Origin of the sequence: Brevundimonas naejangsanensis, from assembly GCF_000635915.2 — a bacterium.
GTDB classification, from domain to species: Bacteria; Pseudomonadota; Alphaproteobacteria; order Caulobacterales; family Caulobacteraceae; genus Brevundimonas; species Brevundimonas sanguinis.
On record NZ_CP015614.1, the window covers coordinates 1,971,184 to 1,993,065 of the forward strand.

The 21,882-nt window shown below is 68.0% G+C and carries 26 protein-coding genes; 11 read left to right on the forward strand and 15 right to left on the reverse strand.

Features of this window, described 5'->3' with window-relative positions:
• Positions 1-54: 54 nt before the first annotated feature.
• From DA69_RS09340 to DA69_RS09360, 5 genes are all read left to right on the forward strand, one after another.
• The gene (locus DA69_RS09340; RefSeq protein WP_025978459.1) at positions 55-957 is read left to right on the forward strand and encodes a LysR family transcriptional regulator; all 903 of its coding nucleotides are present in this window, start codon (positions 55-57) and stop codon (positions 955-957) included.
• A gap of 88 nt (positions 958-1,045) precedes the next feature.
• Entirely contained in the window at positions 1,046-1,426 is a 381-nt protein-coding gene (locus tag DA69_RS09345; protein WP_024353542.1) for a hypothetical protein, read from the forward strand.
• A 164-nt stretch (positions 1,427-1,590) separates the two neighbouring features.
• Positions 1,591-2,838 carry a hypothetical protein gene (locus tag DA69_RS09350; RefSeq protein WP_025978460.1) on the forward strand — a complete coding sequence of 416 codons (1,248 nt, stop codon included), beginning with the start codon at positions 1,591-1,593 and terminating at the stop codon, positions 2,836-2,838.
• Positions 2,839-2,960: 122 nt separating this feature from the next.
• Entirely contained in the window at positions 2,961-3,314 is a 354-nt protein-coding gene (grxD, locus tag DA69_RS09355; protein ID WP_025978461.1) for a Grx4 family monothiol glutaredoxin, read from the forward strand.
• Positions 3,315-3,334: 20 nt separating this feature from the next.
• Positions 3,335-3,760, forward strand: a complete 426-nt coding sequence (locus DA69_RS09360; protein ID WP_025978462.1) for an acyl-CoA thioesterase — start codon at positions 3,335-3,337, stop codon at positions 3,758-3,760.
• Here DA69_RS09360 and DA69_RS09365 read toward each other — a convergent pair.
• The 6 genes from DA69_RS09365 to DA69_RS09385 form a co-directional block, all read right to left on the reverse strand.
• Positions 3,757-4,140: a hypothetical protein gene (locus DA69_RS09365; RefSeq protein ID WP_025978463.1), complete on the reverse strand. Its 384-nt coding sequence runs from the start codon at positions 4,138-4,140 to the stop codon at positions 3,757-3,759. The two genes, DA69_RS09360 and DA69_RS09365, sit on opposite strands and share 4 nt — an antisense overlap.
• Positions 4,140-4,268, reverse strand: a complete 129-nt coding sequence (locus DA69_RS15020; RefSeq protein WP_003169681.1) for a hypothetical protein — start codon at positions 4,266-4,268, stop codon at positions 4,140-4,142. The genes DA69_RS09365 and DA69_RS15020 overlap by 1 nt, the downstream gene beginning before the upstream one ends.
• A gap of 87 nt (positions 4,269-4,355) precedes the next feature.
• Entirely contained in the window at positions 4,356-6,716 is a 2,361-nt protein-coding gene (locus tag DA69_RS09370) for an EAL domain-containing protein (RefSeq protein ID WP_025978464.1), read from the reverse strand.
• Between the two features lie 110 nt (positions 6,717-6,826).
• Entirely contained in the window at positions 6,827-7,207 is a 381-nt protein-coding gene (locus DA69_RS09375) for a lipoprotein (RefSeq protein WP_025978465.1), read from the reverse strand.
• Positions 7,208-7,365: 158 nt separating this feature from the next.
• Positions 7,366-7,983 (reverse strand): 30S ribosomal protein S4, encoded by a 618-nt coding sequence (rpsD, locus tag DA69_RS09380; RefSeq protein WP_025978466.1) that lies wholly within the window; start codon positions 7,981-7,983, stop codon positions 7,366-7,368.
• A gap of 167 nt (positions 7,984-8,150) precedes the next feature.
• Positions 8,151-8,765 carry a superoxide dismutase gene (locus DA69_RS09385; protein WP_025978467.1) on the reverse strand — a complete coding sequence of 205 codons (615 nt, stop codon included), beginning with the start codon at positions 8,763-8,765 and terminating at the stop codon, positions 8,151-8,153.
• A gap of 70 nt (positions 8,766-8,835) precedes the next feature.
• Here DA69_RS09385 and DA69_RS14920 point away from each other — a divergent pair, with 70 nt between their 5' ends.
• The gene (locus DA69_RS14920; protein ID WP_235599142.1) at positions 8,836-9,141 is read left to right on the forward strand and encodes a hypothetical protein; all 306 of its coding nucleotides are present in this window, start codon (positions 8,836-8,838) and stop codon (positions 9,139-9,141) included.
• A 15-nt stretch (positions 9,142-9,156) separates the two neighbouring features.
• Here DA69_RS14920 and cckA read toward each other — a convergent pair whose 3' ends face one another.
• From cckA to fliQ, 4 genes are all read right to left on the reverse strand, one after another.
• Positions 9,157-11,238: a cell cycle histidine kinase CckA gene (gene cckA, locus DA69_RS09395; protein ID WP_201105678.1), complete on the reverse strand. Its 2,082-nt coding sequence runs from the start codon at positions 11,236-11,238 to the stop codon at positions 9,157-9,159.
• A gap of 104 nt (positions 11,239-11,342) precedes the next feature.
• Entirely contained in the window at positions 11,343-12,419 is a 1,077-nt protein-coding gene (gene flhB / locus DA69_RS09400; protein WP_025978470.1) for a flagellar biosynthesis protein FlhB, read from the reverse strand.
• Positions 12,412-13,182 (reverse strand): flagellar biosynthetic protein FliR, encoded by a 771-nt coding sequence (gene fliR / locus DA69_RS09405; protein ID WP_025978471.1) that lies wholly within the window; start codon positions 13,180-13,182, stop codon positions 12,412-12,414. Before fliR ends, flhB begins: the two co-directional genes overlap by 8 nt.
• Positions 13,183-13,197: 15 nt before the next feature.
• Positions 13,198-13,461 (reverse strand): flagellar biosynthesis protein FliQ, encoded by a 264-nt coding sequence (gene fliQ, locus DA69_RS09410; protein ID WP_024353554.1) that lies wholly within the window; start codon positions 13,459-13,461, stop codon positions 13,198-13,200.
• Between the two features lie 149 nt (positions 13,462-13,610).
• On the opposite strand from fliQ, the gene folE reads away from it, so the two are divergent.
• Positions 13,611-14,198 (forward strand): GTP cyclohydrolase I FolE, encoded by a 588-nt coding sequence (folE, locus tag DA69_RS09415; protein WP_025978472.1) that lies wholly within the window; start codon positions 13,611-13,613, stop codon positions 14,196-14,198.
• 232 nt (positions 14,199-14,430) lie between these two features.
• Entirely contained in the window at positions 14,431-15,576 is a 1,146-nt protein-coding gene (locus tag DA69_RS09420) for an acyltransferase family protein (RefSeq protein ID WP_025978473.1), read from the forward strand.
• A gap of 2 nt (positions 15,577-15,578) precedes the next feature.
• On the opposite strand, the gene DA69_RS09425 is transcribed toward DA69_RS09420, so the two are convergent.
• The 4 genes from DA69_RS09425 to DA69_RS09440 form a co-directional block, all read right to left on the reverse strand.
• Entirely contained in the window at positions 15,579-15,962 is a 384-nt protein-coding gene (locus DA69_RS09425) for a VOC family protein (RefSeq protein ID WP_025978474.1), read from the reverse strand.
• 82 nt (positions 15,963-16,044) lie between these two features.
• A complete protein-coding gene (gene fliE / locus DA69_RS09430) occupies positions 16,045-16,368 on the reverse strand; it encodes a flagellar hook-basal body complex protein FliE (protein ID WP_025978475.1) in 324 nt (107 codons plus the stop codon).
• 11 nt (positions 16,369-16,379) lie between these two features.
• Positions 16,380-16,814, reverse strand: a complete 435-nt coding sequence (gene flgC / locus DA69_RS09435) for a flagellar basal body rod protein FlgC (protein ID WP_025978476.1) — start codon at positions 16,812-16,814, stop codon at positions 16,380-16,382.
• Between the two features lie 13 nt (positions 16,815-16,827).
• Positions 16,828-17,232 carry a flagellar basal body protein gene (locus DA69_RS09440; protein ID WP_025978477.1) on the reverse strand — a complete coding sequence of 135 codons (405 nt, stop codon included), beginning with the start codon at positions 17,230-17,232 and terminating at the stop codon, positions 16,828-16,830.
• 153 nt (positions 17,233-17,385) lie between these two features.
• Here DA69_RS09440 and DA69_RS09445 point away from each other — a divergent pair, with 153 nt between their 5' ends.
• The 3 genes from DA69_RS09445 to DA69_RS09455 all read left to right on the forward strand — a co-directional run bounded on the left by DA69_RS09445 (position 17,386) and on the right by DA69_RS09455 (position 18,877).
• Positions 17,386-17,664 carry a FliO/MopB family protein gene (locus DA69_RS09445; RefSeq protein ID WP_024353562.1) on the forward strand — a complete coding sequence of 93 codons (279 nt, stop codon included), beginning with the start codon at positions 17,386-17,388 and terminating at the stop codon, positions 17,662-17,664.
• Between the two features lie 20 nt (positions 17,665-17,684).
• A complete protein-coding gene (gene fliP / locus DA69_RS09450; protein WP_025978478.1) occupies positions 17,685-18,476 on the forward strand; it encodes a flagellar type III secretion system pore protein FliP in 792 nt (263 codons plus the stop codon).
• A gap of 122 nt (positions 18,477-18,598) precedes the next feature.
• On the forward strand, positions 18,599-18,877 hold the full coding sequence (locus DA69_RS09455) for an HU family DNA-binding protein (protein WP_025978479.1): 279 nt from the start codon (positions 18,599-18,601) through the stop codon (positions 18,875-18,877).
• A 74-nt stretch (positions 18,878-18,951) separates the two neighbouring features.
• Here the strand turns inward: DA69_RS09455 and DA69_RS09460 are convergent, their stop codons facing one another.
• On the reverse strand, positions 18,952-21,780 hold the full coding sequence (locus tag DA69_RS09460) for a hypothetical protein (protein WP_025978480.1): 2,829 nt from the start codon (positions 21,778-21,780) through the stop codon (positions 18,952-18,954).
• Positions 21,781-21,882 lie beyond the last annotated feature (102 nt).

A 21,882-nucleotide genomic window follows, 5' to 3' on the forward strand; every position in this document is an offset into this window, starting at 1 on the left:
CGCGCTGTGTCAGCGGATTTGCCCGCGTGGCGAAAGCGACCTATCGAACGCGAGATGTTCGAAAACCTCACAGCCTCAGCGCCTCTGCCTTCGCTGAACGCCCTGCGCGCCTTCGAGGCGATGGCGCGCACCGGCAGCGCGACCCGCGCGGCGGCTGAGTTGAACGTCACCCACAGCGCCGTCAGCCGACAGGTCAAGGCGCTGGAGACGCAACTGGGCCTGCGCCTGTTCGAGGGGCCGCGTCACGCCCTGACGCTGACGGAGGCGGGGCGGGGCCTCCTGCCCGGACTGACCGTCGCCTTCGACCAGATCGCCGCCGCCGTGGCCGAGGCGCGGGGCGACGGGCGCGACCTGAATGTCGCCGCCAACGCCAGTCTGGCGGTCAAATGGCTGATCCCCCGGCTGGCGGACTTCAACCGCCTGTATCCGCAGGTGCGGGTTCATCTGGTCGAACTGGCGCCCCACGCCGTCAGCCGCCGAGGGGCCGATGTGCTGTTGCGGCTGCTGGACGCCTCGCGCATCGACAGTCTGGGCGCCCTTCGCGTCATTCCCAATGCGATCGGGCCGGTGATCGCCCCAGCCCTGATCCGGCGCGATGCGCGGATGGACGTCCTGAACGCGCCGCGTCTGGCCCCGCGCACCCATCTGTCGGCGTGGAAGGACTGGGCCCGCCTGACGGATCGGCGCCTGCCCGATGCGCACGAGCGTCCTGTGGCCCATCTGCATTTTGCGCTGGACGGCGCCCTGGCGGGCTGGGGCGCGGCGGTCCTGCCGTGGGCGCTGACGGCCGAGGCGGTGGCGGACGGGCGGCTGCTGGCGCCGTTCGGCTTCGCCCGCGACGAGGGCGCTGTGGCCGCCATTCCGGGCGCAGGCGAGATGTCGAAAGGCCGCCGTCAGTTCCTGCGCTGGCTCGCAGATCAGGGCCGCGCCATGCCGAAGGCCCCGGATGCAACCTGAAGCTTAGCTGAACACGTCTTTCATCCTTCGCGGGGACGTGGTTCTCTAGTAGGGCCAGTTCGGCGCTCCCCGCGCCTGTGGAGTTCTGATGTTCATCCTTGCCGTCACCGCCGCCATGGCGCTGGCTCAGACCTCGGCGCAGGCCCAGACCTCGCCCCAGGCTGCGGCCCCAGCGCCCAGCGCCCGGCTCGTCTCCTATGACGAGGCGGTGCGTTGCGCCGGTTTGACACAGGCGGCCTCCGAACTGGAGGGCGGAGAGAGCCGTTATGGCCGCTCGCTCTATGACGCCGCCCTCTACTGGTCGCTGGCGGCCATGCAGGCGGCGACCGTCGCCGGGCGCAATCCGGCCGTGGCCGAAACGGAACAGACTCGCGCCCGTCTGGACGCCGTGCGTCGCCTTTCCGCCGGGGAATCCGAGGCCCGCGCCACCCTGCAGCGCTGCCGCCAGAAGGCGCCCCGCCTGGGCTGAGGGGCGCTGCGACGCCGCAGGACCGAGGCCCGCGCTGACGCCCGCCCGACAATTTGTCTTCATAGCCAAGGCGAACCGTTCCAACGGCGCTGCGTTTGCTTGGTCGATGCCGGGATCATCCTCTTGATCCCGAAGCGGGACGATGCAGGCGGCGATACAGGCGAATGTTCGAATTCGGCAGAGATCTCAGACGGCTGTTCGAGAAGGCGCGCGACAGCGACGACCTTGGCTGGCTGGAGCTGATCGGCGTGGGTCTGGTCGAGGTTGAGGCGCGCCAGCAATCCACCGACGCCGGGCGCGTCTCATGCCCCCGTCCGTTCGACGCAGCCCTGCGCGCCGCCGCCCTGTGGCGCGAGCACGCCCGCCGCTGCGGCGCGGCCGCCAGCGTGGAGCGCGCCGAAAGCAGCGGCCGCGACGCCGCCAAACACGCCGCCAACGGCGATCAGGCGGTGCGCGCCGCCCTGGATCTGGCGACAAGCGCCATGCTGGCCTTCGACCTGCGCGGCGGGCCGGAACGGCTGACCGCCGCCCTCGACCTGTTGAGCGACCTGCCTGCGGCGCGACGTGTGGATACGGTGGCGGCGGCTGCGGCGCTGCACGCCCGACTGCGCTCGCGGCTGGCGCTTCTGTCCGGCCGCCTGTCGGAGATGAACGAGGCCGCCAGCCTGCTGGAAACCGCCCTGGCCAATCTGAAGGGCCCGCGCACTCTGGAAGACGAGATACGACTGGACCGCGCCGCCCTGGTGCTGGAGATCGGCCTGACGGCGCGCGATCCCCGGATGCTGGATCAGGCCGGGCGCGACCTGCGCGCCCTGGTCGAGGCGGCTGCTCCGGAACAGAGGCCGCTGAGCCGCGCCCGCGCCCTGGCCCTTTGCGCGGCGGGGATGGCGGCCCTGGCGGCCGTCGCCGACGCCCCTGCCGCCCGCGATCAGGCGCAGGCCATGTTCGATGTCGCCGCCCAGTTGTTCACGCCCGATCACAGCCCGCTGGACTGGTCCGCCATTCAGGTCATGCGCGCCGAGCGCGAGACCCTGCCGTCGGTGGTGCTGATCCAGGCTGAGGCCCTCACCGAAGGCGGCGGCCTGGTCCTGGGCGCCCTGGCCCATGAGCAGCGGGTGGCCCAGGACGCCGCCCGCGCCAGCGCCGCCGGCGACCTGACCGCCTTGCTGGATATCGAGACCAGCCTGCGGCGCCGTCTGGCGCGGCCTTCGGTCACGGCCACGCCGCTGGACTGGGCGGCCGAACAGATCGGCCTGGCGCGGGTCGCGCTGGCCCGGGCGCGGTGGACCGGCGAAAGCCCCCGCGGCGTCGGCCTGATGCTGACTGAAGCCGCCCAGACCGCGCGCGAATACGGCGCCCAGACGCTGGCGGAACGGGCCGAACGGCTGACCGCCCGCACGCAGTCCGCCTGAGGCGCGCAGTCCGCCCTGCACCGCCCCTGCACTGGCCCTGGACTGGCCCTGGACTGGCCCGGCCTTGACCCGGCCCCAAAGGGCGCCTAGCTCACGGGCTCCTCAAGAAGGGTTTCGACACAGTGACCGAACAAACCGCCGCCGCCGATCCCGTCCACGCCTTCATCGCCCAGGCGGTGGCTGAGCATGACGTGGTGCTCTTCATGAAGGGCACGCCGGACTCGCCGCGCTGCGGCTTCTCCTCGCTGGCCGTTCAGATCCTGGATCACGTCGGCGCGCCCTTCGTCGGCGTGGACGTGCTGCAGGACGAAGCCCTGCGCGAAGGCATCAAGACCTTCACCGACTGGCCGACCATTCCCCAGCTCTATGTGAAGGGCGAGTTCGTCGGGGGTTCGGACATCGTGCGCGAGATGTTCCAGTCGGGCGAGCTTCAAGCCCTGATGGCCGAGAAGGGCGTCGCCCTTGGCGAAGCGTAAGCCGAGCGGAGCCTGAACCGATGGCCCGGCCGCAGCTTCAGCCGCGTGAAGACCGCGAGGTCTTCGTCGTGCCGCTGGAGGTGCGGCCGGAGCACATCGACGAGAACAACCACGTCAACAACGTCGTCTATGTCGGCTGGCTGCAGGATGTCGGCACGGCGCACTGGAACGCGCGTTTCGACGAGGAGACGCGCGCGAAATGGGCCTGGCTGGCCTTGCGTCATGAGATCGACTACCTGCGCGCCATCGAACCGGATGCGACAGGCGTGATCGCCCGCACCTGGGTCGGCGATCCGCAGGGGCCGCGCTTCAACCGCTATGTCCGTATCGAGGACGCCCAAGGCCGCCTGTGCGCCCAAGGGCTGTCCGAATGGTGCCTGGTCGACGCCAGAACCCTGCGTCCGGCCCGCATCCCGAAAGAGATGCTGGGGCCGTTTCAAGCCTAGAGGCTGATGGGGTTCAGCACGCGCACCGGCTGGCCCGGCTCAAGACCCAGTTCGGCGTAGGTCCAGCTGACCGTCACGCCTTCGGGAACCAGAGCCTTGCACAGGTCCGGCGTACGGCGCGTCAACGTCAGTTCGGCCGGTTCGCCGTCCTTGATCTTGACCTCGAAGCTGGAGGTTTCGGTGCAGCCGTTGGAGCCGACCACGACATTCAGCCGCTGACCGTCGAAGTCGACCTTGCGCACGGCTTCAAGCGCCTCGACGCGCGTCGTCCCCTGATCGGCGACGATGGAGATCTTCTCGCCCCCCTCGTTCGAATAGATGACGCAGCCGCCCAGCAGGGGCAGCAGGGCGGCCGCAGCCAGAACAACAGCCAGACGCATCAGTTCGCCTCAGCCGGGGCCGAGTGGATGACGCGCGTGGTCGGCTTCTCGGTGGCGATGATGATGCAGCCCGACAGCATGGGCGCGGCGACCGCAGCGACGGCGAGAGCGATGATGAGACGACGCATAGGATTTTCCCGTGTTGATTGGCCCAAGACTGCCAGCGTCGCCGTTCCGGATCACGTGAATAATCGGAAAGGCTGCGGCCGGGCGGCTCAGGCGGCCGTTCTGGCCGTCGCCGTCGCCGGGATCACGGCGGCGCCATGCGACAGGGCGTCAGCCTCGGGCTGGGGCCGGCCCAGCAGGTAGCCTTGCACCTCATTACAGCCCTGAGCGCGCAGGAAGGCCAGTTGCTCGGCCGTCTCCACGCCCTCGGCCAGCACCGGGATCGACAGGCTTTCGCCGATGGTCAAAACCGCGCGGATGATGGCGCGCGACTGGGGCGCCGCTCCGTCCAGCTCCAGCATGAAGGAGCGGTCCAGCTTGATCTTGTCGAAGGGGAAGGCCTTCAGCGTCGACAGGGAGGAATAGCCGGTGCCGAAGTCGTCCATCGCCACCGTGACGCCCAGCGCCTTCAGCTGACGCAGGACATGGGTGGTGCGCTCCATGTCGGTGATCATCGCCGTCTCGGTGATTTCCAGCTCAAGGCGCGACGGCGACAGGCCGGTCTCGATCAGAATCTGATGCACCAGACGCGGCAGGTCGACATGGCTCAGCTGGACCGGCGACAGATTGACCGCAATGCGGTGCGGCTCGGCCCAGGCGGCGGCCTGACGGCAGGCCTGACGCAGGACCCATTCGCCGATCGGCAGGATCAGCCCGGTCTCCTCGGCCACGGGGATGAAGTCTACGGGCGAGATATAGCGGCCCTCGTCGTTCTTCCAGCGAAGCAGGACTTCATAGCCCGTCGCCTTGCCCGTCTCGACCGAGGCCTGGACCTGATAGTGCAGTTCGAACTGTTCGCGCTCCAGCGCCTCGCGCAGGGCCTGGGTGACCCGGCGGCGCGCACGCACGGCCTGATCCATGTCCGCCTCATAGAAGCAGACGTCCTGCGTCAGCGAGGCCTTGGCGCGATACATGGCCAGGTCCGCATTGTTGATCAGGGTCGAAACGTCCCGCGCGTCTTCCGGCCACAACGACACGCCGATGCTGGCGCCGCACGACAGGTCGGCGTGCTCTATGGTGACGGTTTCCATCACCGCCTTTCGCAGGCGTTCGGCGACGGCGAGGGCCTGATCCCGGCCGGCGACCGACGCCAGGGCCAGGAATTCGTCTCCGCCCTGACGCGCAATGAATTCGCCCTCATGCAGGGCCGCCTTCATCCGCTCGGCGATGACGCACAGAAGCTGGTCGCCCACGGCATGGCCGTACAGGTCGTTCACCTCCTTGAAGCGATCGAGGTCGAGGGCGAACAGAGCCAGGGTCTCGCCTTCCGCCGCCGTCTTCTTCAGCCGGGTCAGCCGCTCCAGGAATGAGGCCCGGTTGGGCAGGCCCGTCAGACTGTCGTTCCTCGCCAGATGGGCCATCCGCCGTTCCTGGGCCATGCGGTCGCGCAGATCGCGCACGGCGTAGATCATGACGCCGCCGGCGGTCGTCTGGTCGCGACGGGCCGACAGTTCGACGGCGATGTCTCCGGCCTCGGTCCGCAGCACGGTCTGGGCCACCGCGCCGTCCCCGAGACGATGAGCGTCCTCGACCCATTGCTCCAGACTTGCCCCTACCAGGGCTTCGCGCTCGATCCCCAGCAGGGTCGCCAGGACTTCATTGGCGGCGATGATGGCCCCGTCGCGTTCGATCGCCATGCCGTCGACGCTGCTGTCGATCAGATACTGTTGACGCTCACGGTGCAGCGCGTGCGCCTGACTGTCCAGAAAGTGGCTGGCGGCCCCTGCCCCCAGCACCAGCAACCCCACGCCCGCAACGCCCAACGCCAGCACATGCTGGGCGTCCTGCCCCGTCAGAACGCCGTCCGTGGCGGCGACGGGGATGACCGTCATCGCCGCCATCGCGGTGAAATGCAGGCAGACGATGCCCAGGACCATGGCGGCGGCTCCCTTCGGGCGAGCGAACCGGTCGTCAGCACGGGCGCTGAACTGGAAGGCGGCGGCCCCGAAGACGACCGAACCGATCAAGGCCACGGCGACATAGGCGTAGGACCAGTGCACCACGGCCTCCACCGCCATGGCCGCCATGCCGACAAAGTGCATGGCGGAGACCGCCAGGCCGAACACCGCCCCGCCCAGCGCAGGCATGAAGCGCCCCCGGATCGTCGCTCCGCCCAACGCCAGGCCGACGCCGACAATGGCGATAGCCAAGGACACCCCGGTGAGCAGCGGCTCGTAAGCGATCTCGACGCCGGGTCGATAGGCGATCATGGCGACGAAATGGGTGCACCAGATGGTGGCGCCGCCGGCCAGCGCTCCCAGGAACACCCAAGACGCCAGCGGCACGCCGCGCTCTTCCCTGACCCGCCGCAAAAGTCCGCAGGTAACCCAGCTGCCGACCAGGCAGATGAAAGCCGCCAAGGCCACCAGACCGAAATGGTGATCTTCGGTCAGACACGAGAGGACGCGCATACTAGGGGGACGCCAGACATGAGAAAACGGTCGGCCCTTCTATGACCGAGGCCTTAAACGCGTCTGTCTGAGCGTAGCTAACAAAAGCTGAAAATTCAGCTCGATCGGACCTATTGGGTCACGCCCTCGTCCCCGTTCAACAGATAGGGGTTGTTGACCACCACATTGGCGCCGGGCGGCAGACCCAGCTCCTCAAAAGTCCATTGCAACTGGACGCCGTCCTTGACCGGACGAGTGCAACGGTCCTCGTCCAGGCGGCGCAGGGTGATGACCGCCGAATCCTTCAGCCGCGTAATGAACGGCTTTACGTCGGCCTTGTCGGTGCAGCCGTTGGAGCTGACGCGGAACACCGCCAGGTCGCGGGTGAAGGCGGCGGCGTGGATCGGCTCCAGCTGGCCCGGCATGCCTTCGGTCCGCACCAGTTCGCCCGGCGCATGAGCGCAGGCGGCGAGCCCGGCGGCCAGAACCAGACCAAAGAAAGACCTTCTCATGTTCGGCCTCCCTGGGCGCGATCCTGATGATTATCCATTGTGCGCTCAATTGGCCCGAAAGTGAACCGTCAAGGCCGCAATATGAACAAAGAAAGGCCCCGGCGACGCCGGGGCCTTCCAAAGAACCTTGGCCAAGAAGCTTGGCAGATCCGTCGAACTTACGAGGAGTAGTATTCGACGACCAGGTTCGGCTCCATCTTCACCGGGTACGGCACGTCGGACAGTTCCGGCACGCGGCCGTAACGGACCGAGAAACCGCGATCGCCCAGTTCCAGATAGTCGGGCAGGTCACGCTCGCCCGACTGCTGGGCTTCCAGCACCAGGGCCATATTGCGCGACTTTTCCTTGACCTCGATGACGTCGCCGACCTTCACGCGGTAAGAGCCGATGTCGACCTTCTTGCCGTTGACGGTGACGTGGCCGTGCGAGACGAACTGACGGGCGGCCCAGACGGTCGGCACGAACTTGGCGCGGTAGACGATGGCGTCCAGGCGCGATTCCAGCAGACCGATCAGGTTTTCCGAGGTGTTGCCCTTGCGGCGGGCGGCTTCGGCGTAGGTCGCCGCGAATTGCTTCTCGGTGATGTTGCCGTAGTAGCCCTTCAGCTTCTGCTTGGCCTTCAGCTGCAGACCAAAGTCAGAGACCTTGGACTTGCGGCGCTGACCGTGCTGGCCGGGGCCGTAGGAGCGCTTGTTGACAGGAGACTTGGCGCGACCCCACAGGTTTTCACCCATGGCCCGGTCGAGCTTGTACTTGGCGCTGTGGCGCTTGGACATATGTCACTCTTCATCATGATGCGGCCCGGCCCCTCCCCTATTGGAGCGGCGATCTCAACGGCGGTCCACGCATCGTCCGTAATAGACATCGCGCCTCGGGACGAACCCGATGCGAGAAGGGCGGGCTTATGAAGGCCCGCCCTCCCTGAGTCAAGCAAACCGAAGGCTCAGCCCTTAGCGGCTTCGTACAGTTCGTTGACCTTGTTCCAGTTCACCACCGACCAGAAGGCCTTGAGGTAGTCGACGCGGCGGTTCTGGTACTTGAGGTAATAGGCGTGCTCCCACACGTCGGCGGCCAGCAGGACGGCGCCCTTTTCGGCCGCGTCGTCCATCAGCGGGTTGTCCTGGTTCGGGGTCGAGGTGACCTTCAGCTTGCCGTCCTGAAGGATCAGCCAGGCCCAGCCCGAACCGAACTGACCGGCGCCGGCCGCGTCGAAGTCAGCCTTGAACTTGTCCATGCCGCCCAGTTCGGCGTCGATCTTGGCGGCCAGTTCGGCCGAGGGCTCGCCGCCCGTGCCGACCGGGGCCAGCAGCTCCCAGAACAGGCTGTGGTTCCACACGCCGCCGCCGTTGTTGCGGATCGACTTGGGCAGCTTGGACATCATCGCGAAGATCTCTTCCAGCGACTTGCCTTGCGCCTCGGGCGTGGCGTCGACGAACTTGTTCAGGTTGTCGACGTAGGTCTGATGGTGCTTGTCGTGGTGGAAGGTCATCGTCTCCTTGTCGATGGCCGGCTCCAGCGCGTCATAGGCGTAGGGCAGCGGGGGCAGGGTGAAGGCCATGGGAGACTCCTCTTTACGGCGTGTGATTCCTCTGGACCCTATCTAGGGCCGCGCGCGCCAGACCCAAGCCTTGAACGTCGCCTTTGTTCACAATTGTCGAGCCAAGGCCAGTTTTCGGAACCTAAAGCGGCAAATAGCGGTTTTCCGCACGCCCCGGACCGTCATTGCGGTCGCTTTTCAAGGATGGTGCATCATGCCTGTCCGTTCTCGCGACGCCTTCCTCTCCGACGCCGAAGCGGAAAGCCTGCGCCTGCGGTTGCTGGAGGTGATTCCACGTCTGCGCCGTCATCAGTTGCTCGATCTCGCCGACACCCTGCACGAAGCCGCGCGGGAGCGGCGCTGGTCTTCGGAAGATCGCCTCGACCTCAGGGCCTGACGCCCTCGCCCTGAATCAGCTCGCGTGAAGCTCCTGCTTCACGCGCTCGGCCAGGGTCTTGATGTCCAGCGGCTTGGGCAGGAAGGACACGCCGACCTCGTCCTGCAGCAGGTCCGAGAAGTCGCTCTCGGCATAGCCCGAGATGAACATGACCGGCGCGTCGCCAAGGAACGGCCGCGCCTTGCGCAGCAGCGACGGGCCGTCCAGCCCGGGCATGATGACGTCCGAGATCAGCATGTCGATCTGGCCCGCCCACTCCTCAGCCAGGATCAGAGCCTCCTCGCCATCGGCGGCCTCGATCACCTCATAGCCGCGCTGGCGCAGCAGGCGGGCGGCGATGCCGCGCACGGCCGCCTCGTCCTCGACAAACAGAATGCGGCCGGCGCCCGACAGGTCGCGCGGCGCCTTGACGACCTTCTCGACCGCCGGGGCCTCGACCAGTTCCTCGGCCGTGGCCGCGGGCAGGAAGATGCGGAAGGCCGCGCCGGCGCCATCTAGGTTGACGACAGTGATGTGGCCGCCCGCTTGCTGGGCGATGCCGTAGACGGTGGCCAGCCCCATACCCGTCCCCTCGTTCACCGCCTTGGTGGTGAAGAAGGGCTCGAAGATCTTGTCCAGCAGGGCCGCTGGCACGCCGGGGCCGGTGTCCGAGACCTCGATCAGGGCGACCTCTTCGGGGGCCTCGCGCCAGCCCAGATCGCGAGCCTGCGCGCCCGTCAGGCGGCGCGTCTTGATGGTGACCACGCCCGCGCCCGGCTCGACCACGCCGCGCATGGCGTCGCGGGCGTTGACGGCCAGGTTCATCACCGCCGTCTCCAGCTGGCTCTTGTCGGCCAGCACCAGCGGCAGGTCGCGGCCGTAGTCGGTCTCCAGCCGCACGTCCTCGCGCAGTAGACGACGCAGCAGGACGGCGAACTCGCCGACCAGCTCGCCCAGGTCCAGCCGCTCGCGCCGCACCGTCGACTTGCGCGAGAAAGCCAGCAGCTTGCGCACCAGATCGGCGGCGCGGATGGCCGTCTGGCGGATTTCGTTCAGCCCGTCATAGGAGGGATCGCCGACCGGGTGACGCTCCAGCAGGCCGGACAGCTGCAGTTGGATCGCCGTCAGCAGGTTGTTGAAGTCGTGCGCCACGCCGCCCGCCAGCTGGCCCACGGCCTGCATCTTCTGGGCTTGGGAGAGCTGCAGCTCCATCGACTTCTGCGCCGCCACGTCGAACAGCCAGACACGGCGCTTATCGCCTTCGGGGGCGACATAGAGGTGCAGCTGGCGGTCCGGGTGGGCGCGGGCGATCAGCTCGATCGGGCCGGAGGAGCCGGCCTCCAGCTTGGTCCGGGCCTCGGCTACGCCCGCCGGGTCGAACAGATGGCCGAAGGCGGCGTCGCCCGAGGCCGCCGGACCGGTCAGCAGGGCCATGGCCGCGTTCGGCTCCTCAGCTCGTCCTGCGAACAGGTCTTCGCCGCCGATGACGGCCGAGCCGAAGGGGGCGCCTGCGGCCATGGCGCGAGCCTCGCCGGTCGAGGCGATGGGCTGGGGCGCAGCGGGCGCAGACGGGGCCAGCGGCAGGACGGCGTCGGGCGCGGCGCGGACCAGGAAGCGCCCCTGCCCCGCCTGACCGATCAGCACCTCCTTCTCGCGCGCGCCGATCTGGACGATGGCGCGGCCCTGCTGGCCTTCACGCGCCTGGGCGAAGGCCATGTACAGGGCCTGAGCGGACTTGCCCCCTCCCTTGCCGGACCTGGGAAGCGTGGTGACGGTTCCGTTTTCTTCGGCCCAGGCGGCGTTGTAAGCCAGCACCTGGCCCGACGGCCACACCAGGGCGGCGGGCTCGGCCAGGGCGTCCAGCATCTCGACCGCCGTATCGCCATTGGCGCGCCGCACCTCGGCCCGGCCGAAGGCGAACAGCCAGATCAGCGCCGTGGCGCCCGCCGCGAAGATCAGCATCAGACCCGGCGCGCTGAAGGCGTTGGCCCGAAAGGCCGGATAGGCGATGGCGGCGACCGCCAGGGTGAAGCCCACGGCCATGATCACCAGCAGAGGATCGAACGTCGGGCGGCGCGTCGCCTGCGCCTTCAACCTGTCTTGGGGTCGGGAAATCATCATGGCGTCTCGCCCGCGCGAATCAGGGTTCGTCAGCATACCTTCTAGCACGACGCCTCTCCCTCCCCGGGACGGGGAGGGAGAGGCGTGGCGCCCGTCTCCCCTCACCGCCGTTTCCGCTGCTGCATGACGAAGCCGATGACCTTGGCGGCCGCCTCGAAATGTTCGCGAGGGATCACATCGTCGACCTCGACTGCCGCATAGAGGGCGCGGGCCAGGGGCACGTTCTCGACGATCGGCACCTGGTGCTCCTTGGCCACTTCGCGGATGCGCAGGGCCAGGGCGTCCACGCCCTTGGCGACGCAGACGGGCGCGCCGTCGCCCTGATCGGGCTCATAGCGCAGGGCCACCGAATAGTGGGTCGGGTTGGTGATGATGACCGTGGCGTCCGGCACCGCCTGCATCATCCGCTGGCGGCCGCGCTGCATGCGGATCTGGCGCAGCTTGGCCTTTACATGGGGGTCGCCCTCGGACTGTTTGAAGTCGTCCTTCAGCTCTTCCTTGGTCATCCGCATCCGCTTGGCGAAGCGCATTCGCTGCCACAGATAGTCCATGCCCGCCGTCAGCCCCAGAAACACCAGGGCCGACACCATCAGCGCCAGCGCCAGGTCCCGCGCGAACGGCAGGATGTAGGCCGGGCTCATGGCGGCCAGTGCCTCCAGTTCGCGCACATGCGGGTTCAGCACCCAGAAACACACGGCGCCGATGGCGACCAGCTTGATGAACGTCTTGAGGAACTGCACCACGCCGTCCGGGCCGTAGATGCGTTTGAACCCCTCCAGCGGGTTCACCTTGGACCATTTGGGCTTGATCTTGTCGGCGGTGAAGATCAGGCCCGACTGCGCCAGATTGCCCCCGACCCCGCCCAGAATGACCGCGAACGACACCGCCGCCAGAAACGGCGTCACCACCCAGACAGCGCGCATCCCGATCTCGATGCCGGCCCCCGCCTCCAGCCCGCCGATCATAGCGTGCGGCTGCGACAGGAAGGGCATCAGCCCCTCGGCGATCTGGGTGGCGAACATGCCGCCCCCCGCCAGCAACACCCAGGCCGCGCCCGCGAGCGACAAGGCCTGCGCCACGTCCGGCGACTTGGCGACATCGCCCTTCTTGCGCGCCTGTTCGAGTTTTCGCGGGGTGGCTTCTTCTGTTTTCGACTCGGGATCGGGACCGTCAGCCAACGGCGCCTCCCGTGAAGAAGGCCGCTACCGTGCGATAGCGGTCGATGAAGACGGTGCCCAGAACCCCGAGGCTGAGGGCGAACACCGACAGCCCCAGAACGACGCTTAAGGGCGCGGCGGCGAAATAGACCTGAAAGCTGGGCATGACGCGCGCCACCAGCCCCGAAGCCAGGTTGAAGATCAGGGCGAAAACCAGCACCGGCGCCGCCAGTTGCACCCCGAGCGCGAAGCTCTGGCTCAGGGTGCGGATCGCCATCTGGGTGAAGTCCGACACGATCAGCGGCTTGGCCGGGGCGATCGCCTCATAGGATCCGACCATGCCGCCGATGAACAGATGATGGGTGTTGGTGGCGAACACCAGGGTCACGCCAAGCAGCATCAGAAAAGCCGACAGGGTCGTGCCCGGCTGGGCCTGCATCGGGTTGGCCGTCTGAGAAAAGCCGAGGGTGGTCTGCAGGGAGACGACCTCGCCCGCCGTCGTCATGGCGGTCATGAAGCTGCGCAGGATGGCGCCGATGGCCAGCCCGGTCAGCACCTCGCGCATGACCCAGCCGACGGTGGCGCCCAGGGTGGCGGGCAGGGCCGGCAGGCTGCTGGCCACGATGGGCCACAACGCCAGCGACAGCACCAGGGCCAGCGACAGCCGCACCCGCGGCGGCACATAGGATTCCCCGAAACCGGGCAGCAGCATCAGGATGGCGCCGACGCGCGCGAAGATCAGCCCGCCGGTCCAGACCTGCTCCGCCGTCGCATAGGGCTCCACCCGCCTGCCCTCGCCTTACATTCCCGCGATGCGGGCGGCGATTTCGTTCATGAACCCGCCCAGAAGCGCGCCCATCATCGGCAGAAACAGCAACAGGGCGGCGAAGACGGCGACGATCTTGGGCGCATAGACCAGGCTCTGCTCCTGAACCTGCGTCAGGGCCTGAAACAGGCCGATGGAGACGCCGACGCCCAGCGCTACCGTCAGGATCGGCAGACACAGCTGAATGGTCAGCCACAGGGCGTCGCGCCCTACATCCAGAACTTCCGCGCCGTTCATCGCTGTTCCCCAAACCCGCCGAACATCAGACACGGGACAGTGGGCAGAAAATGCCGACAGGATGGTTAACGCCGCGCTAACCGTCCGGACAAAAAGTCGCTCAAGCTCGGCTCTGGCCTTCGGCGGCGGCTCGGCGCTATGAAGCGCCCATGACCGATCACGCCCCCACCCCGCCCGTCTCGCAGGAAGAAGCCGAAGCCGCCGTCCGCACCCTGATCCGCTGGGCCGGCGACAATCCCGCGCGCGAAGGCCTGATCGAGACGCCCAAGCGCGTCGCCAAATCCTATCGCGAGCTGTTCCAGGGCTATGAGGTCGAACCGCGCGACTATCTGGAAAAGACCTTCGAAGAGGTCGGCGGCTATGACGAACTGATCGTCCTGAAGGACATCCGCTTCGTCAGCTTCTGCGAACACCACATGCTGCCGGTGGTGGGCAAGGCGCACGTGGGATATCTTCCGACCGACCGGGTCGTGGGCATCTCCAAGCTGGCGCGCGTGGTGCGCGGCTACGCCCGCCGTCTGCAGATCCAGGAAAAGATGACCTCCGAGATCGCCCAGGCCATCCAGGAAGTGTTGCGTCCGGTCGGCGTCGGCGTCGTCATCGAGGCCGAGCACAGCTGCATGACCATGCGCGGCGTAGACGTTCCAGGCGCCAGCCTGTCCACCAGCTGCCTGCTGGGCGCCGTCCGCGAAGACCCGCGCACGCGTGAGGAATTCCTGCGGCTGGTGCGGGGGTAGGATCATCTTCCTTCTCCCCTTGTGGGAGAAGGTGGCAGGCGAAGCCTGACGGATGAGGGGTGTAAGCGCGCCCGCCCCATCCGAAAGGCGCTTCACGCAGGCACGCGACAACCGACCGCAGCGCCGACACCCCTCATCCCGTCCTCACGGACCACCTTCTCCCACAAGGGGAGAAGGACATGGCGAGACGGCCTCTTTCCTGCATGGAACCCTCTGAACAAGGGGGGTCGCCATGTTGCAGGCCGTGTTTTCGTCCCGGAATGAGCCGCCGCCGATCGGGCGCGGGGGGTGGCTGGATGCGCTGCGCTTCATCGTGGCCGCCCTGATCATCCTGCATCACTTCCAGATGTCGGCGCCCGTGCCGCTGGCCGAAGGGCTGCATCCCGTGTTCGAGCGGGGCGGCTTTCTGCTGACCAACTTCTTCCTGATCGACAGCGGATATGTGCTGATGCGCGTCTATGGCCGCGCCGTCGGGTCGGGGCGGATGTCCAAGACGGACTTCTTCCTGAAGCGGGCGCTGAGGGTGTTTCCGGCGCACCTGATCGTCCTGGGCCTGCTGGTGGCGCTGGTGCTCGTCGCCACGGCTGCAGGGATGCCGCCCAACCATCCCGAGTGGTTCGCCTGGGACCAACTTCCCGCCCAGATCGCGCTGGTGCAGTCGTTCGGCGTGCCCGGCGGCATCGGCTGGAACGCGCCGACGTGGTCGATCTCGGCGCTGCTGGGCTGCTACGTCGCCTTTCCCTTCGTGCTGCGCGGCCTCAGCCGGATCGGGCCGTGGACGGCGCTGATTCTGGTCGTCGTCGGCTATCTGGCCGCCAATGAGCTGAGCTGGGCGATCCTGAAATATCCCGTCTATCAGATGCCGCTGAACCTGGGCATCTGGCGCGCCCTGCCCCTGTTCATCCTCGGCATGGGTCTGGCCTGGTTCGCGCAAGGGGTATGGATCAACCCGCGCGTCGCCGGCTGGGCCGGCGTGCTGGCCGCCGTCGCCCTGGCGGGGGTCCAATATTTCGACAAACACGCCCTGATCTCGCTGGTCTTCATCAGCCTCATCATCCTGGCGGCGGGGGCCGTTCCTGGACGCAGGCCCTCAAAACTGGTCGAGCAGGCGGCGATGGTGTCCTTCTCCATGTTCATCTCGAACGAAGTGGTGCGCATCGCCTGGTTCGGCCTGGCCGACGCCGTGGCCGGCAAGCTGGCGCTAGGCGAAGCCTGGCGCTGGGGGCTGTGGGGTCTGGGCGTGCTGGCCGCCTTCGTCTTCGCCTTTGGCCTGCACTATCTGATCGACCAGCCGATCCAGAACCGCATCCGCGCCTGGCTGAAGGCGCGCGGCCGCAGCGCCGCCGTCAGCCAGCCGGTGGTGTCTCTGGAAGGCTAGGCTCAGCCTGCGCCGGCGCCGCCGACCAGATGCAGCACATTGCCGTCCGGGTCCTTGAACCACGCCAGGCGCAGGGACCCGCACACATGGATGTCGCCGTCGTGCTCCATGCCGTCATAGCGTTCAAACGCCACGCCCTTGGCCTTCAGAGCGGCGACGATGTCGTCCAGCTCGACCCCGACATCCCAGGATACGGCGTTGGCCTGGTTCGTTCCGGCGAAGTCGGACTTGTAGACGATCAGCCAGGTGCCGCCGGTGCGGTAGCCCAGCATCCCTTCCATCCCGCTATCAGCCAGGTTCAGCTCCAGCACGTCTGAATAGAAGGCGCGGGCGCAATCCAGATCCTTGACCGCCACGATGGCCGAGGAGTTCTTGTCCTTGAGCATGGGTCTTCCTTTCACTGTCGGGAAAGAAAGCGTGCGGGGCGCTGGTTCGATCCGCACTCGTCAGGAAATGGAGAAGCCGACGCTAGATCGGCATCCTCATGATCTCCTGATAGGCCGAGATGACCTGGTCGCGGACGGCCATCACTGTCTCCAGCGAGGCCTCGGCCGACGAGATGGCCGTGACGACGTCGATCAGATTGCCCTGGCCCTGAACCGACTGGGCCATCTGGGCCTCGGCGACGCGGGTGGCCTGCGTCGTCTGCGTCATGACGTTCTGCAACAGGTCGGCGAAGCCGCCGGCCGCGTTCGGACCGGCGCTCGCGGCGGCGTTGGCCGAGGTCGTGACGCTGACGCCGCCTCCGCCCTGAACGGCGGCGTAGGCGCGGGCGGCCATGATGGGGTTCATGCCTTAGCCCCTTACTTCTTGATGATGTCGAGGGTGCGCGAATCCATGTTCCGCGCCGTCTCGATGACGTTCAGGTTGGCCTCATAGGCGCGCTGCGCCTCGCGCATGTCCATCGCCTCGATCAGGGTGTCGACGTTGGGCCGCATGACATAGCCTTCGGCGTCCGCCGCCGGGTGCGACGGGTCGTAGTCCTTGCGGAAGTCGCTCTGATCCGGCCGCACCTCGGCCAGGGCGACGCCAGTCGCGCCGTCCACGTCGCGTGCCTGAAACACCGGCATCTGGCGGCGATACGGCTGGCCGCCCGCGACAGTGGCGGTGGACTGTGCGTTGGCGATGTTCTCGGCGATGATCCGCATCCGCGACTGCTGCGCCTTCAGCGCGCTGGAGGCGACCGCCATGGCGGTGTTGCGGGGACTTACCGGGCGGTTGTTGATCGGGTCAGGCATGTTTCATTTCCCCTCAGGCGGCCGGCTTCTTGGCCGCCAGGCGGATCATCTGCATGGACTTCTGGTAGAAGCCGATGGCGGCGTCATAGGCCATGCGGCTCTCGGCCATCTTGAGCATCTGCTCTTCGACCACGACCGAGTTGCCGTCCAGGGTGGTCTCGGAATCCGGCGACGCCATCCCCTCGAACTGCGGCGCCCGCGCCGGCGGGGACACATGCTGGGCGTTGGTGGCGACCATCCGAAGCCCTGCGTTCTTGCGCACCGCGGCGGCGAAGTCGGCTGGCGTCTTCAGGTCGCGCGCGACATAGCCGGCGGTGTCGGAGTTGGCGACGTTCTCGGCGATCACCCGCTGACGGTCGTCCAGCCAGGCCAGACGGCCCTTGATCTGATTCAGCAGCGGCAGGTCGGTGACGGACATGCGAATCCCTCGGACGAACGGATCGGCAGATTTTGCCGCCTGCATGGTTAATATCCCGTATCCCTAAACGCGCCGTTAACCACGTCCGTTGAAACATGGCCCGAAGCGTGGCGGCCGAACGCCGGATCGTCGCGCGTCTGGGGCTGCATCCGCATGAACTTCCTTGATCTGTTCCGGGCGATCTTCGGCCTGGCCATCACCCTGGGCATCATCGGCCTGGCCGCATGGGCGGCGCGTCGTTATGCGCCGGAGATTCTGGCGCGCTTTCAGGGCCAGCAGGGACAGGTGCGGCGGATGAAGGTCGTCGAGACTCTGGTGCTGGACCCGTCGCGCCGTCTGGTCCTGATCCGCGTCGATGACGAAGAACGGCTAATCCTGCTGGGCGAGGGCCGCGAACTGATCGAGCCGCGCCAACCGGGAGGCGTGAAGTGAAACGCCCCGCAGTTTTCGCCATGCCGACCCGCGCCGAACTCAAACGCGCGGCCCTGCTGTCGCTGATCACCACCGCCCTGTGCCTGATCTGGCCGCTGGGCGCCCTGGCGCAGGAGGCGGCGCAGAGCGGATCGGCCATCAACATCGACCTGGGGACCGGCGCCGGCCTGACGCAGCGCGTGGTGCAACTGGTGGGGCTGATGACGGTGCTGTCGCTGGCGCCGTCCATCGTCATCATGACCACCAGCTTCGTGCGGATCGTCGTGGTGCTGTCGCTTCTGCGCACGGCGCTGGGGATGCAGCAGTCGCCGCCGAACGCCGTCCTGGTGTCCCTGGCCCTGTTCCTGAGCGCCATCGTCATGGCTCCGACCTGGCAGGACGCCTATGATTCGGGGGTCCGTCCGCTGATGGATCAGCAGATGGAACTGCCTCAGGCCTTCGATGCGGCGTCCGAACCGGTAAAAACCTTTATGCTGGCTCAGGTGAAGCCGGACGACCTGGCCCTGTTCACTCGACTGTCGGGCGTCACGGCCACCGCGAACATGCAGGACCTGCCCCTGAGAGTGGTCACCCCGGCCTTCATGATCAGCGAGCTGAAGACCGCCTTCACCATCGGATTTCTTCTTTTTGTTCCGTTCCTTGTGATCGATCTGGTGGTCGCCAGCGTGCTGATGTCGATGGGCATGATGATGCTGCCGCCGGTGGTGGTCAGCCTGCCCTTCAAACTGATCTTCTTCGTGCTGGTGGACGGGTGGAGACTGGTCGCGGGCAGCCTCGTCGAGAGCTTCCAGAGAGCCTCCGGCGCAGGATAAATCCCCAGCCTGCAAGGCCTTCTGGGCGATGCGGGCTTGCCAAGTTCACAAAAACCGTCGTTGATCCCCCGGTCCTCGCTCGGCGCTTCCTTCCGGGCGACCACCATTGGGAAAATACCCTCATGACCACTCAAGCTGAACTGATCGCCGCTGTCGCCAAAGACGCGGGCGTGTCGCAAGCTGACGCCGGCAAGGTTCTGGCCGCCATTGTCGAGAACATCCACAAGGCTCTGAAGTCGGGCGACGACGTCCGTATCTCCAACCTGGGCGTGTTCGACACGGCTGAGCGCGCCGAGCGCGAAGGCCGCAACCCGGCCACGGGCGCGACGATCAAGATCCCGGCCTCGAAGGCCGTGCGCTTCCGCGTGTCCAAGCCGCTGAAGGACGCCGTCAACGGCTAAGCCTTTACGGCGCGTTCGTCCTGCTCGTCAGGATTGATGCAAAAAACCCCTCTCCCGCCGGGAGGGGGGTTTTTTTATTGGCCCGCGCCCGTCTTCGCCCGGAACTCGGCCTTGGTCTGGGCGATCCAGCCGGCATAGGCGTCGGCCCCGGCGCTGAGGGCGGCGAAGTCCTGGGGTCGGCCCGAGTCGCCGCCGTCCAGCCCCGCCAGCGCTACCCGGATCGCGCCCGGCGAGCGCGCGCCCTCGGCGAAGGCGGCGTAGTTCTTGGACAAACGGGAGAGCGCCCCCGCGTCCCGCGCCAGCGAATATCCCGCGCCCGCACGGATCAGGCGCGTCTCCTCGACCTCGCTGAGCGGCGCGGCGGTCTCCTTCCATCGGTCGCCCAGGCGCTGCTCATAGAGGGCGGCGGCCGCCCCCCACTGCTGCTGCTTCCACAGGATGTCGGCGCGCACGTCGCGCGCGGCGGGCGAGGCGTCCTTGCCCAGCACCTCCAGCGCGTGGTCATAGCGCCCCAGTTCCATCAGGGCGCGAGCCTCCAGCGCGCGGCGCTCGATGTTCATGGCGGTCGGCAGCAGGGTCGTGCGCGACGACCACAGGGCCTGCAGCGCCTCTTCCGGCTGGCGGTTCATCAGATAGACGGCGGCCAGATTGGTCGAGACCTGAGCCTTGGCCACCCCGTCCAGCCGGTTCTCGGCCTGATACTTCAGCAGCTCCGCCGCCTGATCCAGCAGGTCGACGTCGATCAGGCGCCGCGCCAGCCGGCGCACCATTTCGTCGCCGTCGGCGCCGACGGGCGTCAGTTCTCGGAAGTCGAAGAACAGGGCCAGCGCCTGCACCGGCTGCAGACCGTCCGCCGCGCCTTCCAGGAACAAGGCGCGGAAGGCGTTGTCGAGATCAGCCTGAAGCCGGTCGCCGCCCGGCAGGGTGACGATCTTCGGCCCCGCCGTCTTCAGCGTGGTCAGAGCCTCGCGATAGCGGCCCTGCGAGAGATAAAGCTCGCCCAGAGTGCGGATCACCGCCAGCTCGGTCGCATCTCCGCGCCAGCGCCATTTCAGCGCCTCCAGCTGGGCGGCGGCGGCGTCCGCCTTCAGCGTCCCCTTGGCCATCTCCAGCTTGATGACGCCCAGGCGCGCGGGCGTGGCGACGCCGTCCAGCGGGGCGCGCGCCACCGCCTTGTACACCGCCAGAGCCCGGTCGGGCTTCTCGTCCAGTTCGAACAGGCGCGCCTGCACCAGGCGGGCGGTCAGTTGACCGGGGGCCGAGACGTTCGGCTGGCTGAAGACATAGGCCAGCAATTCGCGCGCGGCGTCGGCGTCGCCGGTCTCGACCGCCGCCATCGCATGGGCGGCGCCGAAGCGCGCGCGCCATTCGGGAGCGAAGCCGTCGACCACCCCTGCGCCGGCCGCGAACAGCCGCCGCGCATTGGTCCAGTCGCCCTGCTGGGCCGCGATATAGCCCTGCCACACCTTGGTCGAGGGATCGCCCGCCAGGGCGCCGGACGAGAAGTCGGCCTCCGCCTCGTTAAACCGGCCGATGGAGGCGCGGGCGGCGCCGCGCAGGCCGCGCACCTCGGCCACGCCCTGCATGGCGGGCGTCTGTTTGATCAGGGCGTTCAGCACCCCGACCGCTTCGAACCCCAGACCATGCCCGACCAGGAAGCGGGCATAGGCCAGCCGCGCCTCGATCGGGGCGCGCGGGTCTTCGACGGCGCGGCCGCTTTCGCGTTCGGCGGCGTCCTGCAGCGCGCGGTGGCGGGCGATGAAGCCCCCCTCGCCCGCATCGGCGGACCAGTCGGCCGGGATCAGCGCCGGACGAGACGCCGCGCGCGGCGCGTCGGCGCCTTCAGCCGCCCGTTCCAGCCCGGCGGTCGGCGAGGACAGCGTCAGGCCGCGCGGCCTTGTCACCGTCACCAGATCGCCGTCGGCGGTGACGCTCAGATCGTCGGTCGGGGTCTCGACCGCCAGGCCGTGGGCGGTCGGGAGGAAGCCGGCGTCCACCGTACGCCGTCCGGTCTTCAGCCCCTTGCCCGGGGCCAGGGCGGTGACGGCGGCGAAGCGGTCGCCGATCATCGGGTCGGTCAGCCAGACGGTGCGGGTCGCCCCGGCCATGCGGGCGGTCAGCGACGCCTTGACCGCGTCGTCGCGCTCGATGTCCACGCCGCTGGGCGCAGGGGCGGTTCCGCCGATGGTCACGACCCAGGTCGAGCCCTCGGCGCGGGCGGCCACGGCCTGACCCGGCTCGACCGGAATGCGCACGGCGGTGAAGTCAGGCCCGGCGGCCCAGCGGGCGCCGTTCAGGCCCTCGCCCTTCATCTGCATGCGGGCGGCGTGGTCGAACACGGCCCAGACCGCCTCGCCGCGCCGGAAGACGGCGGCGCCGACCGGCCCGTTCCAGGCGAAACGCATCACCGTCTGCTGGCCTTTGACCTCGGCCGCCACCGGCACCGCCCCGCCGATCGGCACCGGCGAGCGGCGCAGACCGTCGCCGTCCTTGGCCGGCGCATAGAGGTTCAGCCAGACGGCGCCGTCCGCGGACCCGCTGGTCGCGCCCGCCCCCTCGGCCAGGATCAGGACCAGTTCGGTCGCGCCCTGGGCGGCGCGGGTCTCGATCTTCTCCAGCCCCTTGGGCGGATCGACGCGCAGGCGGCTGACGTCGGGAGCGGCGGTCGTGCCGATGCGGACCACGACCGTGCGGCCGTCCCGACGCACCCGTGCGCGCGCCCCGACGACCCCGGCGAACTCGATCCTGGTGAAGCCCGCATTGGCGCCGATGCGTATCTCGACTGGAGCGCCCGCCTGGGCCAGCGACGGCGCCGGAGCCAGAGGCGCGAAGACGACGACGCCCGCCGCGGCGGCCGCCACGGTCGTCTGCAGAACGCGCTTCTTGGCGGGGGCCCCGGACATATCGCGCGCATGCTCGCGCGAAGGGCTTTAATCGTCGTTAACGGGGCCTGACGCGAGGGTCTGTCGCGGATAGGACAAAACACCCGCTTGCTTCCCTGTGAC

Bases quoted from the DNA above. Each gene is read 5' to 3' on its own strand.
- DA69_RS09340 (WP_025978459.1), top strand. From the start codon at position 55: ATGTTCGAAAACCTCACAGCCTCAGCGCCTCTGCCTTCGCTGAACGCC.
- DA69_RS09345 (WP_024353542.1), top strand. From the start codon at position 1,046: ATGTTCATCCTTGCCGTCACCGCCGCCATGGCGCTGGCTCAGACCTCG.
- DA69_RS09350 (WP_025978460.1), top strand. From the start codon at position 1,591: ATGTTCGAATTCGGCAGAGATCTCAGACGGCTGTTCGAGAAGGCGCGC.
- DA69_RS09360 (WP_025978462.1), top strand. From the start codon at position 3,335: ATGGCCCGGCCGCAGCTTCAGCCGCGTGAAGACCGCGAGGTCTTCGTC.
- DA69_RS09365 (WP_025978463.1), bottom strand. From the start codon at position 4,140: ATGCGTCTGGCTGTTGTTCTGGCTGCGGCCGCCCTGCTGCCCCTGCTG.
- DA69_RS15020 (WP_003169681.1), bottom strand. From the start codon at position 4,268: ATGCGTCGTCTCATCATCGCTCTCGCCGTCGCTGCGGTCGCCGCGCCC.
- DA69_RS09370 (WP_025978464.1), bottom strand. From the start codon at position 6,716: ATGCGCGTCCTCTCGTGTCTGACCGAAGATCACCATTTCGGTCTGGTG.
- DA69_RS09375 (WP_025978465.1), bottom strand. From the start codon at position 7,207: ATGAGAAGGTCTTTCTTTGGTCTGGTTCTGGCCGCCGGGCTCGCCGCC.
- rpsD (WP_025978466.1), bottom strand. From the start codon at position 7,983: ATGTCCAAGCGCCACAGCGCCAAGTACAAGCTCGACCGGGCCATGGGT.
- DA69_RS09385 (WP_025978467.1), bottom strand. From the start codon at position 8,765: ATGGCCTTCACCCTGCCCCCGCTGCCCTACGCCTATGACGCGCTGGAG.
- cckA (WP_201105678.1), bottom strand. From the start codon at position 11,238: ATGATTTCCCGACCCCAAGACAGGTTGAAGGCGCAGGCGACGCGCCGC.
- fliQ (WP_024353554.1), bottom strand. From the start codon at position 13,461: ATGAACGGCGCGGAAGTTCTGGATGTAGGGCGCGACGCCCTGTGGCTG.
- folE (WP_025978472.1), top strand. From the start codon at position 13,611: ATGACCGATCACGCCCCCACCCCGCCCGTCTCGCAGGAAGAAGCCGAA.
- DA69_RS09420 (WP_025978473.1), top strand. From the start codon at position 14,431: ATGTTGCAGGCCGTGTTTTCGTCCCGGAATGAGCCGCCGCCGATCGGG.
- DA69_RS09425 (WP_025978474.1), bottom strand. From the start codon at position 15,962: ATGCTCAAGGACAAGAACTCCTCGGCCATCGTGGCGGTCAAGGATCTG.
- fliE (WP_025978475.1), bottom strand. From the start codon at position 16,368: ATGAACCCCATCATGGCCGCCCGCGCCTACGCCGCCGTTCAGGGCGGA.
- flgC (WP_025978476.1), bottom strand. From the start codon at position 16,814: ATGCCTGACCCGATCAACAACCGCCCGGTAAGTCCCCGCAACACCGCC.
- DA69_RS09440 (WP_025978477.1), bottom strand. From the start codon at position 17,232: ATGTCCGTCACCGACCTGCCGCTGCTGAATCAGATCAAGGGCCGTCTG.
- DA69_RS09445 (WP_024353562.1), top strand. From the start codon at position 17,386: ATGAACTTCCTTGATCTGTTCCGGGCGATCTTCGGCCTGGCCATCACC.
- fliP (WP_025978478.1), top strand. From the start codon at position 17,685: ATGCCGACCCGCGCCGAACTCAAACGCGCGGCCCTGCTGTCGCTGATC.
- DA69_RS09455 (WP_025978479.1), top strand. From the start codon at position 18,599: ATGACCACTCAAGCTGAACTGATCGCCGCTGTCGCCAAAGACGCGGGC.
- DA69_RS09460 (WP_025978480.1), bottom strand. From the start codon at position 21,780: ATGTCCGGGGCCCCCGCCAAGAAGCGCGTTCTGCAGACGACCGTGGCG.